We start from the raw sequence: 12,133 nt of genomic DNA on the forward strand, positions 1-12,133 counted from the left end.
CGATGAAAAAAAATGTAACAGAATTATATAAAAAAATTGGCTATGAATTTGCCGATCAAGGTTTACTTGAGCAAGCAATGACGCACCGCAGCCATAAAGGCCAGCATAATGAGCGACTAGAATTTTTAGGCGACTCTATTTTAAGCTTTGTGATTGCCAATGCACTTTATGCCAAATTTCCTAAAGCGCGTGAAGGCGATTTAAGCCGCATGCGCTCAACGCTTGTGCGTGGTCAAACACTTGCCGAGTTTGGTCTTGAATTTGGCCTAGGCGATTATTTACGCTTAGGGCCGGGCGAGCTTAAAAGTGGCGGATTCCGTCGCGAGTCAACGCTTGCTGATGCAGTAGAAGCTATTATTGGCGCTGCATTTTTAGATTCAGGTATTGATAGCTGTGGCGATCTTATATTGTCATGGTACGAATCACGATTAGATGCTATTTCACCAGGGCTTAACCAAAAAGATCCGAAGACCCTGCTGCAAGAGTATTTACAAGCCCGTAAATTATCTTTACCGGGTTACACTGTGGTTGATACCAAAGGCCAAGCACACAATCAAACATTCACGGTCGAATGTATTGTTGATGGAATGGATAGCATAATTTCTGTAGGTAGCTCGCGCCGTAAAGCCGAACAAAAAGCTGCTGAAAAAGCATTGAAGATACTTAAAAATGAACCTTGATACCCTAATACAGCCTCATGAAGGTGATGTAGATACGTTTTGTGGAATGGTTGCTATTGTAGGGCGCCCAAACGTAGGTAAGTCGACTTTGCTTAATGAAATTATTGAGCAAAAAGTGAGTATTACCTCACGTAAACCACAAACCACGCGTCATCGTATTATGGGTATTCATACCGAAGGTAAACACCAAGCGGTATACATAGATACACCAGGTCTACACGTTGAAGAAAAACGTGCGATTAACCGTTTAATGAACCGTGCCGCGTCTAGCTCTATTGGTGATGTTGAGCTTATTATTTTTGTAGTTGAGGGCACTCATTGGAATGCCGATGACGACATGGTACTTAATAAAGTATCGCAAAGTGGTAAGCCGGTATTATTGGTTATTAATAAAATAGACCAAGTTAAAGACCGTGACCTTGTGTTGCCTCATATGAAGTGGTTAAGTGACAAGTTTGATTTTGTTGGAATTATGCCTGTATCGGCAACGCAAGGTAAAAATGTTGATTTAATCAAAGCAGAAGTTACTAAACGCTTACCTCCTTGCGAATTTTACTTTCCGGAAGATTATGTAACTGACCGTTCAATGCGCTTTATGGCAGCTGAAGTAATTCGTGAAAAACTAATGCGTTTTATGGGCGAAGAATTGCCGTATTCTGTAACTGTTGAAATTGAGCAGTTTAAATGGCAAGACAACGGTATTTGGCATATCAACGGGTTGATTCTTGTTGAGCGCGAAACACAAAAACGCATGGTTATTGGTAATAAAGGCGAAAAGCTAAAAACCATTGGCCGTGAAGCCCGTAAAGACATAGAAGAAATGCTTGATAACAAAGTGTTTTTAGAGCTTTGGGTTAAAGTTAAGTCGGGTTGGGCTGACGATGAACGTGCACTAAGAAGCTTAGGTTACAGTGAAGACTAAACCAAGCAGTAGCTTAGTGAATGGATAGCGACTTCTACACCGCGTATTTATTACATCGGCGTCCTTATAGTGACTCCCAAGTAATGTTAGATATGCTTGTAGAAGGCGTTGGTCAGTTAAGAATGCTGGCCCGAATTAGTGGTCGCCAGGCCACTAAACATAAAGCACAACTTCAGCCGTTTCAGGCACTGCTTGTTAATTACAGTGGCAAGTACGATTTAAAATATATCAATAAGTTTGAATTGCATGGGAACTCGCACTTTTTAAAAGGTGATGAGCTTTATTGTGGTTTTTATTTAAATGAGCTTACTAATCGTATCGTTCCTGTTAACGAGCCAATTGAACAAGTATTTGAGCTATATAAAACTCATCTATCAAACCTAAACAGCGGGGCTAATTTACAAGAGGTGCTTCGCTCATACGAGTTTCAACTATTGGAATTACTCGGTTATGGCGTGGATTTTAGTTTTGACGCCAGTGGTGAACCAATAAATGAAAAGCAGACGTATAGTTATTTCCCCGAACTTGGTTTTTTAGTACAAGAAGATACACGTTCTGGATTTAGTGGCAAACAACTCAACGCCATAGCAAATCATGACTTTAGCCAAAATGATGTGCTATATATGGCAAAGCAATTAAGTCGCTATTTATTAAAACCCTTATTAGGTAGTAAACCATTAAAAAGCCGCGAGCTATTTATGGCCTCTCAATAAACGTAATTTTACAGGTAAGAAAATGAAAGATATTCTTTTGGGTGTAAACGTAGATCATATTGCAACACTTCGCCAAGCGCGTGGAACAAGCTATCCTGATCCAGCTCATGCAGCCAGTGTAGCAGAGCATGCAGGCGCAGACGGTATTACGATTCACTTACGTGAAGACAGACGCCATATTCAAGATCGCGACGTTTATGTAATGGCTAAAACCATTCAAACTCGTATGAATCTTGAAACCGCTGTTACCGATGAAATGATAAAAATAGCGCTTGAAGTAAAACCTGAGTACGTGTGTTTAGTACCTGAAAAGCGCGAAGAATTAACAACCGAAGGTGGCTTAGACGTAGCCGGTAATATAGATAAAATTAAAGCAGCAACAAAAACGCTTACCGAAGCGGGTATTAAAGTATCGCTATTTATTGATGCAGATAAAGCACAGTTAGATGCAGCCAAAGAATGTGGTGCTCCTTATGTAGAAATACACACAGGCGCGTACGCTGATGCAACAAATGATACTGATTTACACAAAGAGTTAGAGCACATTCGTGAAGGTGTTAAATACGCAGCAAGCTTAGGTTTGATTGTTAATGCTGGGCATGGTCTTCATTATCATAACGTGAAACCAATCGCTGCAATGCCTGAGATTTATGAGCTAAATATTGGCCACGCTATTATTGCTCGTGCAGCGATAGATGGGCTCGATAAAGCCGTACGAGACATGAAACGATTAATGATTGAAGCAAGAATGTAAGATAAGCAAATATAAGTATTTAAAAAGCTTAATTAAAAAACGCGGTAAATACCGCGTTTTTTGTATCTAAAATTCTAAGCTTATCTTTGCAGTTCGGTCACACTTGCATCTGCAAGTAGGTTTTCAAGCTCGTCCTGTAACTCAAATAATTCAGGTTCAATATTCTCTAACAAGCATTTATTTTTAAGTGATGTTTCAATTGTTTCTGCGAGTGATTTAAGTTTAGGTACACCAGTGTAACAACATGCACCATGAAATTTATGAACAATACTTAACACTTGCTGGCAATCGTTACTCTCTATTGCTTTAGCAAGTAATGTAAGGGTCTCAGGGACACTTAAAAGTAGCATGTTAAGCATCTCTAGCGCTAACTCGCTCTTTCCGCCAGCACGCTGCAGGGCTTGTGCCCAATCAATTCGACTACTTTGAAATGGTGCAGGACTTTGTGGTGTATCTGTTTTAGCTTTGTCACGATTAACAGGAGTCTGTGGACTATGGTCGCTAATAATTTGTTTAAGCATATCTTCATCAATAGGCTTAGTTAAATAGCCTTTAAAGCCATCTTTTAACAGTTGCTCTTTTTCGCTTTGAAGGGCGTGTGCCGTTACAGCGATAATGGGTGTATCTTCATTAAGTGATGATTCTTGTATAAGCTTACATGCGGTTATACCGTCCATAATTGGCATTTGTATATCCATAAAAATTATGTCGTATTTATGACTTTTACTTAAGCTGTATGCTTGTGAACCATTATGAGCCGTTTCTATTACTTCAATCTGTTCACTTAATAAAGTATGAAGAAGTTTTAAATTGGCATCGTTATCATCAACAACCAATACTTTTAACGGCAGTAGAGCTTGATCGTTTTGTTCAATATTATGAGTAGGGTGGTCAAGCCTGTAAGGTGCTGCGAGTACTTCACATAACTTACGGTGATTAAGTGGTTTACTTAAGCATGCATCAGCTCCGCTGCCTATAAAGGCTTCTCGCATATTGTGCGATACAGTATTAAGCATTAAATATAAGTAATCTGTAGATTCACGCACGGCTTTTACATAGCTTTTTAGTTGCTGCATATCATCAACTGATGCCATATGGCCAATTAAGCAAACATCATATTTATGTTCAGTATTTTTTATAGCGTCTAAAAAGCTAGTTTCGTTAAAGCATGCCGTAACGTTTGATTCCCACTGGGTTAATAACGAAAGTACGGCATGGTGCGTATGCTCATGTGGCTCTAAATATAAGATACGCTTACCAATGAGCGATTTAGTCGGTAAGTCATTTGTAAATACGTGATTTGGCAAACTAAACACACTATTGAATGTAAAGCAGGTACCGTTACCAGGCGCAGAATTTAACGTTATACGGCCACTCATTGCTTCAACAATATGCTTGGTAATAATAAGACCAAGGCCTGTACCACCAAACTTACGTGTAATGCTTGAGTCTGCTTGCCCAAATGGAGTGAATAAAGAGTCTTGCTTATCCATAGGTATACCCACGCCAGTATCTGTTACTGACACAAGTAAAGAAGTGCGTTCGTCGTCGAGTAACCGATGGCTTATGTCGACCTTAATAGAGCCTTTTTCGGTAAATTTAATCGCATTACTTAATAGGTTTATTAAGACTTGTTTAAAGCGAGTGGGATCGCCTGTTAAGTCATCCGGTACTTGTTGGTTAATGTAAATGGATAGCTCTAATTGCTTATCGTGTGCGCTAGGAGCGAGTAGTGTCATTACTTCATTTACAGCATCACGAAGTTGAAACTGAATCGACTCAAGCTCCATTGCCCCGGCTTCTAGTTTGGAGAAGTCTAGAATGTCGCTAATAATAGTCATTAAACTATTTGCTGAGAGCATAATAGTGTCGAGGTAATCTTTTTGATGTTTATTCAGCGGTGTTTTATAAAGCTGGCGTGTAAATCCAATAACACCGTTTAACGGAGTACGAAGCTCGTGACTCATTTTAGCTAAAAAGTCTGATTTTACACGGTTAGCATCTTGCGCTTCTTTTTTTGCAAACGAGAGCTCTATATTTGACGTTTCGTATTGCTCTAGTGTTTCGCGGTAGTCGCTTGTTGCTTGATCAATATTTTTTTGCATTTCATCTTTTTGCATCACCATAGTGTGAGCAATGGTGTTTAAGCCTTCTCGAAGTAACTCAAACTCACCAATCATGTTGTCGTTAAGGCCAGTACTTCTTTTACCTTCAACTAACTTGTCGGTTGCAAGTACTAACTTATTCAGCGGCGTCATAAACATGCGGCTTAACCTTAAAGCTAAAATAGCTGCAAACACCAATGATAAAATAATCACAATACCGCTAATTAATAACGCTCGTTGTTGCCCTATAACAGCTTGGTCTTTGTTTAGCTGTATAATAACGGTGCCCAGAGATGACTGAAAAGCCGACGGGTCCCATTTAGAATCGTGACTTGTATGGTTAATAATGGGGGTGAAAAATGTAACAAGCTCATCTGACTTTTGCACATGGGTGGTTTTTAAATTTATGAGCGTTTTTTGACTAATTAACTTTTCAAATGAGCGGTGATAATTACTGGTCATTAATAGCGCATTATTTTTATCAAAAATTGCAATCGACTTAATTGTAGGAGAGTGCTTGTTATGTGTGTAGCTAATAAGGCGATTCAATAGCTGTTTGTTTTTTTCGAGCATGGGTTGCTCAAGCGCAATAGCAAGGGGCTCAGAAATAGTAGTGCCTTGCTGATATAAAATTTCATCAAGCTCAATGTAACGATTTATTGTAAAATAGCCACCAAGTAGTAATCCTATGATCACCGTTGGGATCAGGGTCAGTGTTAAAACAGAATCGCGTAAGCCTAATTTGGTCATAATGAGAGCGTTTTATCGTTATTAGTATGACTTGAGTATATACGGTTCAACACGCATTCTAAAGCATCTAAATATAGGTGCTTCATAAATAAAGTTAAGGTAATGCCTAATGGCGCAAATTTTTAAAGCGAAAAAAAAACCGTTAAAGCAACAAACACTAGAATTAACTATAACGGGAATGGATCATCAAGGGCGTGGCATTGCTAAACATAACAATAAAGTATGTTTTGTAAGCGGTGCATTACCAAACGAAACAGTCAAAGCAACACTCGTCGAAGATAAAGCTAAATACAGCAGTGCAAAAGTAATTAAAGTTATTCAAGCGAGTGAATCAAGAGTAGATGCTTTTTGTGAGCACTATAATCAGTGTGGTGGTTGCCAATTACAGCATTTAGAAGTAAGCCAACAAGTTGTAGAAAAACAAACTGCAGTTACTCAGTTATTTAGTAAGTTTGCTAAATTAAACAGCTTAAACTGGCAAACCCCATTATTAAGTAAACCTGTGCATTACAGACGCAGCGCTCGCATAGCCGTTATGTTTGATAAAGCAGCTAAAAAAATGCGCGTGGGTTACAGAGCAAGTGGCTCAAAAAATATTGTGAGTATTAATAAATGTGCAGTACTTGATGAAGTATTTACAGATGTTTTTACACTTTTTGATGATTTAATTAATCAACACAAAGCACTGCACAGTATAAGCCATTTACAGTTATGCCAAAGTGATAAACAAAACTTTGTTGTTATTCGTCACACTAAAGCAATTAATGATGATACAAAGGCTTTGGTTGAGCACATAACAAAAAGCCAGCAGTTTGAAATTGTATGGCAAAGCGAGAGCGATGCAATAGAACATTCACACTTAGCCATGCCATTTTATTATCTTAAAGAATTTGATCTAAAATTTGAATTTGGTTTAGGTAATTTTATTCAGGTAAATGCACAAGTTAACGAAGCTATGTTAAAGCAAGCTGCAAATTGGCTTGATTTAAAAGGTGATGAAAATTTATTGGATTTATTTTGTGGGATTGGTAATTTCTCATTAGTGTTAGCAAAACAAGCAAAATCTGTAATTGGTGTAGAAGGTGTGACTTCAGCGGTTGCAATGGCTGCTCAAAATGCGCAAACTAACTCTATTACCAATGCGCAGTTTCATTGCTTTGATTTAACCCAAAGCATACAGAGCGCCCCATGGTTTAGCAAAAACTTAGATGTGCTTGTGCTCGATCCTTCTAGGACTGGTGCTATGGCTGTATTAGAGCAATTACCTTTAAAGCAGTTTAAAACTATTTTATATGTCTCTTGTGACCCTGTTACTTTAGCCCGTGACAGCGCAATTATTTCACAAGCTGGCTTTGATCTTAATAAAATTGGGCTAATGAATATGTTTCCTCATACAGGGCATATTGAAACTATGGCGTTATTTCAACGGAGGTAGAACGCATTATGGTAGCTACACGACAATCACATCAACAAGATGAGACAACAGATTTTAGCACTCGGCTTTCATTTCTTGCCTTGTCTGAAGAAAAAACAGAGCTACTTACTAAAGCCCAAGCGCTCTGCGTTAAATGTGATAGTGAAAGCAGGCAAACTACTGCAATCGAAATGGTTGAAATTTTAGCTGAGCTAAATCTCGACCCCGAATCGTTAGCTACTGCGTATTTAACCCCGTATTTTTTAAACGACTTAATATCGCTTGAAACCATCGAAGAGCAGCTTGGGAATAACATTGCCATGCTGCTAACTGGGGTTGCACAAATGGCCACTATTAGTACTTTATCGCATCAAGGTAAAGGCACTATGCAAGTTGATAATATTCGAAAAATGTTATTAACCATGGTTGAAGATGTGCGCGCCGTGGTCATTAAGCTTGCAGAGCAGGTATGTCATTTACGCAATGTAAAAAATGCGGATGAAGAAGACCGCGTCATTGCCGCTAAAGAAACGGCTGATATTTTTGCACCATTGGCAAACAGATTAGGAATTGGGCAATTAAAATGGGAACTAGAAGATTTATCGTTTAGATATTTGCACCCAGGCACCTATAAAAGCATAGCCAAACAACTTGACGACAAACGCCTTACACGCGAAGCCTACATGGAAGATATGGTTGAGCAAGTAAAAAGCCGTTTAAGTGAAGCAGGCATAGAAGCCCAAGTTTATGGTCGTCCTAAGCACATTTACAGCATTTATAAAAAAATGCAGCAAAAAAACTACGAGTTTGATCAGCTTTTTGATATTCGGGCTATGCGTATCGTCGTTGAACGCCTGCAAGACTGCTACGGTGCGCTTGGTATTGTGCACACCAATTGGCGTCATCTTAATAAAGAGTTTGACGACTATGTAGCAACCCCAAAGCAAAACGGCTATCAGTCAATTCATACCGTGGTATTTGGACCTGAAGGTAAAACGGTAGAGATACAAATTCGTACCAGCGACATGCATCAAGATGCTGAGTTAGGAGTGGCTGCACACTGGATGTACAAAGAAGGTGCATTACCAGGGCGCGGCTCGGGTTATGAGCAAAAAATCAGCTGGTTGCGTAAGCTACTCCAATGGCAAGAAGAAGTGGTTGATGGTGGCGATTTAGCAGAAGAGCTTAAAAACCAAGTAGTAGAAGATCGCGTATACATATTTACCCCAAGCGGCGATATTATCGATTTACCACTTGGCGCTACACCGCTTGATTTTGCTTACTACATTCACTCAAATGTGGGGCATCGTTGTATTGGTGCAAAAATATTCGGCAAAATAGTGCCGTTTACGCATCAACTTACAACAGGGGATCAGGTAGAAATACTGACCCAAAAACAACCAAATCCAAGTCGTGATTGGTTAAACCCGTCATTAGGATACATTAAATCATCCCGTGCTAGAGCTAAAATCCATCACTGGTTTAAACAGCTCGACCGCGACAAAAACTTAAGTGCGGGGAAAGAAATTCTCGACAGTGAATTACAAAAGCTCAATTTAACATACAAAGATTTAGAGCCAGCCATCAAGCGTTTTAACTTTAAAGAACTTGATGACTTAATGGTTGCGATTGGTGCGGGCGATGTTCGCCTCAATCAAATGCTTAACTTTGTAAGTGATCGGACAGAAGATGAGCCGGTTATTCGCATTAAAGCACCAAGTAAAGTAACTGGTGATAAAAACGGCATTGTGGTTGATGGTGTTGGCAGCTTAATGAGCCATGTAGCCAAGTGCTGTCGCCCAGTACCTGGCGATGAAATAATAGGTTATATAACGCAAGGTCGAGGAATAGGTGTTCATAAGGAAGACTGTGATTCGTTTAATAACTTAAAAAACCAGCATCCTGAGCGTGTTATTTCGGTAAGTTGGTCTGATGATATTAACGGCTCGTACGCACTAAGTATTAAAATAGAAGCCACCGATCGTTCAGGGCTGATACGCGATATAAGCTCAGTACTTGCTAACGAAAAAGTAAATGTTTTAAACATGAACGTAAATACGGTTGAAGATAATCAGTTAGCTATATTTACAATGCAAATAGAAGTACATGACTTATCGGGGACTAACCGTGTTCTTTCTAAATTACACCAAATTGAAGGTGTACATGATGCCAAGCGTGGTCATTAATCATGAATGATAATACAGCGCTTACACAACTTCTTAGCATAATGAAAACGCTGCGAGATCCCAAGAGCGGTTGTCCGTGGGATCTCAAGCAAGATTTTAAATCTATTGTGCCGCATACGCTAGAAGAAGCGTACGAAGTTGCCGACTGTATTGAATCTGGCAACTTAGATGAGCTTAAAGGTGAATTGGGTGATTTGCTATTTCAAATAGTTTTTTATGCGCAACTTGCACAAGAGCAAAATCTATTTGATTTTAATGATCTAGTAGAGCAATTAAACGATAAGCTTACCCGTCGTCATCCGCATGTGTTTGGTGAAAAAAAAGAGTTAACAGACGATCAATTATCGCAGCAGTGGCAAGCAATCAAAGCACAGGAGCGAAGTGCTAAAGCGCAAACCGAATCCCCTTCTTTTTGGCAAGATATCCCTGGCAATATGCCAAGCTTAAGCAAAGCCAAAAAAATTCAACAACGCGTGGCTTCCCTTGGCTTTGATTGGCCAACGTATCATGGTGCACTAGATAAAGTGAGTGAAGAAGTGCTTGAAGTAAAAGAAGCGATTGAGCAAGACCCGCTATCTGATCATACAGCGGAAGAACTCGGCGACTTACTTTTTGCCACTGTTAATGTTGTACGCCATGTTAAACGAGATCCCGAACAATTGCTTCGTAGCGCTAATGATAAGTTTTCAGCGCGTTTTGAAAAGGTAAACGCTTATTTGCATGCGCAAGGTAAAAGCTTAGATACAGCAACCTTTGAAGAGATGGATAGTGCGTGGGATGCGATTAAAAAAGTAAAATAGGCTTAATGTTAAATAGTGCACATTTTTTGTGCGCGTATTAGCTAATTTTAGCTGGATTGATAAGCAGTGTTTTGGTACAATTTCGCCCCGTCTTGATGATATACCCTTAGGCTCTTCTTTGGGTGTTATATTCCTTTTAATTCCTGATATTCTAGGGTTCGCATGAGTACAAAATTTATCTTCGTTACTGGCGGAGTTGTTTCTTCGTTGGGTAAAGGTATTGCCGCAGCTTCACTGGCCGCTATTTTAGAAGCCCGTGGTTTAAATGTTACCATTTTAAAGCTGGATCCTTACATCAACGTTGACCCAGGCACAATGAGCCCAATTCAACACGGTGAAGTTTACGTTACAGAAGACGGCGCAGAAACTGACCTTGATTTAGGTCACTACGAGCGTTTTATTCGTACCAAAATGACTAGTCGTAATAACTTCACACAAGGCCGTGTATATGAAGACGTATTACGTCGTGAGCGCCGTGGTGAATACCTAGGTGCTACTATTCAGGTTATTCCACATATCACTAACGATATTAAGCAACGTGTATACGACGGTGCTGAAGGTTATGATATTGCTATTGTAGAAATTGGCGGCACTGTAGGTGATATTGAATCACAACCGTTTATTGAAGCAATTCGTCAGATGGGAACTGAAATTGGCCGCGAACGCGCGCTATTTATTCACTTAACGCTAGTGCCATTTTTAGGCCCTGCCGGTGAAGTTAAAACGAAACCAACTCAGCACTCTGTTAAAGAGTTACGCTCAGTAGGTATTCAACCAGATATTCTTATTTGTCGTTCAGACCGTAAACTACCTAATAATGAGCGTGCAAAAATCTCATTATTCACAAACGTAGAAGAAAAAGCGGTTATTTCACTACCCGATGTAGACAGCATTTATAAAATTCCTGCGTTATTAAAAACACAAGAATTAGATAACTTTGTATGTCGTCGTTTTCACTTAGATCCACCAGAAGCTGATTTAGCTGAGTGGGAACAAGTACTTTATCAAGAGTCTAACCCAACGGGTGAAGTGACCATTGGTATGGTTGGTAAATATATTGAATTACCAGATGCGTACAAATCGGTTAACGAAGCATTAAAGCATGCGGGTCTTAAAAACCGCCTAACAATCAACATTGAATACGTAGATTCACAAGACTTAGAAAGCAAAGGTGTTGAATTACTTTCACACTTAGATGCTATTTTAGTACCGGGTGGATTTGGCGGACGTGGCGTTGAAGGCAAAATTTTAGCAGCTAAATATGCACGTGAAAATAAAGTACCATACTTAGGTATTTGTTTAGGGATGCAAGTAGCATTAATTGAATATGCACGTAATGTTGCAGGTTTAACGGATGCAAACTCTACAGAATTTAATGCAAATTCAGAAGCACCGGTAGTTGGCTTAATTACTGAATGGCTAGATGCTGAAGGTAATGTTGAAACACGTAGCGAAAAATCTGATTTAGGTGGCACTATGCGTTTAGGCGCACAAAAATGTCATTTAACGCCTGGTTCTAAAGTACATGGAGTATATGGCAGCGACGAAATTGTTGAACGTCATCGTCATCGCTACGAAGTAAATAATAACTTCGTAGAAATACTTGAAAAAGCAGGCTTAAGCTTTACTGGTTTATCAGAAGATAAAAAACTGGTAGAAATTATCGAAAATAAAGATCACCCATGGTTTATTGCCGCGCAGTTCCACCCGGAATTCACGTCAACGCCACGTGATGGTCATCCGTTATTTGAAGGGTTTGTAGCAGCTGCGCACATCCACCAAAAAGCGAATTCGTAATTTTAAAAGCCG

Annotated in this window: 9 protein-coding genes; 8 read left to right on the forward strand and 1 reads right to left on the reverse strand. The window is 39.5% G+C overall.

Annotated elements, in window-relative coordinates; translation table 11 throughout:
• Positions 1-2 precede the first annotated feature (2 nt).
• Genes rnc through pdxJ form a run of 4 tightly spaced genes read left to right on the forward strand, consistent with a single transcriptional unit; the run spans position 3 to position 3,069 of the window.
• On the forward strand, positions 3-680 hold the full coding sequence (gene rnc / locus FFU37_RS02830) for a ribonuclease III (RefSeq protein ID WP_002958715.1): 678 nt from the start codon (positions 3-5) through the stop codon (positions 678-680).
• Entirely contained in the window at positions 670-1,602 is a 933-nt protein-coding gene (gene era, locus FFU37_RS02835) for a GTPase Era (protein ID WP_002958714.1), read from the forward strand. The genes rnc and era overlap by 11 nt, the downstream gene beginning before the upstream one ends.
• A 20-nt stretch (positions 1,603-1,622) precedes the next feature.
• The gene (gene recO / locus FFU37_RS02840) at positions 1,623-2,315 is read left to right on the forward strand and encodes a DNA repair protein RecO (RefSeq protein WP_138488668.1); all 693 of its coding nucleotides are present in this window, start codon (positions 1,623-1,625) and stop codon (positions 2,313-2,315) included.
• 22 nt (positions 2,316-2,337) lie between these two features.
• Complete coding sequence (pdxJ, locus tag FFU37_RS02845; protein WP_002958712.1) at positions 2,338-3,069, forward strand: pyridoxine 5'-phosphate synthase; 732 nt, start codon at positions 2,338-2,340, stop codon at positions 3,067-3,069.
• 80 nt (positions 3,070-3,149) lie between these two features.
• On the opposite strand, the gene barA is transcribed toward pdxJ, so the two are convergent.
• The gene (barA, locus tag FFU37_RS02850; RefSeq protein ID WP_002958711.1) at positions 3,150-5,924 is read right to left on the reverse strand and encodes a two-component sensor histidine kinase BarA; all 2,775 of its coding nucleotides are present in this window, start codon (positions 5,922-5,924) and stop codon (positions 3,150-3,152) included.
• 109 nt (positions 5,925-6,033) lie between these two features.
• Between barA and rlmD the strand changes: the two genes are divergently transcribed.
• The 4 genes from rlmD (at position 6,034) to pyrG (ending at position 12,121) form a co-directional block, all read left to right on the forward strand.
• Positions 6,034-7,359: a 23S rRNA (uracil(1939)-C(5))-methyltransferase RlmD gene (gene rlmD, locus FFU37_RS02855; protein WP_138488669.1), complete on the forward strand. Its 1,326-nt coding sequence runs from the start codon at positions 6,034-6,036 to the stop codon at positions 7,357-7,359.
• Positions 7,360-7,367: 8 nt separating this feature from the next.
• The gene (relA, locus tag FFU37_RS02860; RefSeq protein ID WP_138488670.1) at positions 7,368-9,524 is read left to right on the forward strand and encodes a GTP diphosphokinase; all 2,157 of its coding nucleotides are present in this window, start codon (positions 7,368-7,370) and stop codon (positions 9,522-9,524) included.
• Positions 9,525-9,526: 2 nt separating this feature from the next.
• Positions 9,527-10,324: a nucleoside triphosphate pyrophosphohydrolase gene (gene mazG / locus FFU37_RS02865; protein ID WP_138488671.1), complete on the forward strand. Its 798-nt coding sequence runs from the start codon at positions 9,527-9,529 to the stop codon at positions 10,322-10,324.
• 162 nt (positions 10,325-10,486) lie between these two features.
• Positions 10,487-12,121, forward strand: a complete 1,635-nt coding sequence (pyrG, locus tag FFU37_RS02870; RefSeq protein WP_033020682.1) for a CTP synthase — start codon at positions 10,487-10,489, stop codon at positions 12,119-12,121.
• The last annotated feature ends 12 nt before the right edge of the window (positions 12,122-12,133 follow it).

Source organism: Pseudoalteromonas distincta, assembly GCF_005877035.1.
Taxonomy (GTDB): Bacteria; Pseudomonadota; Gammaproteobacteria; order Enterobacterales; family Alteromonadaceae; genus Pseudoalteromonas; species Pseudoalteromonas distincta.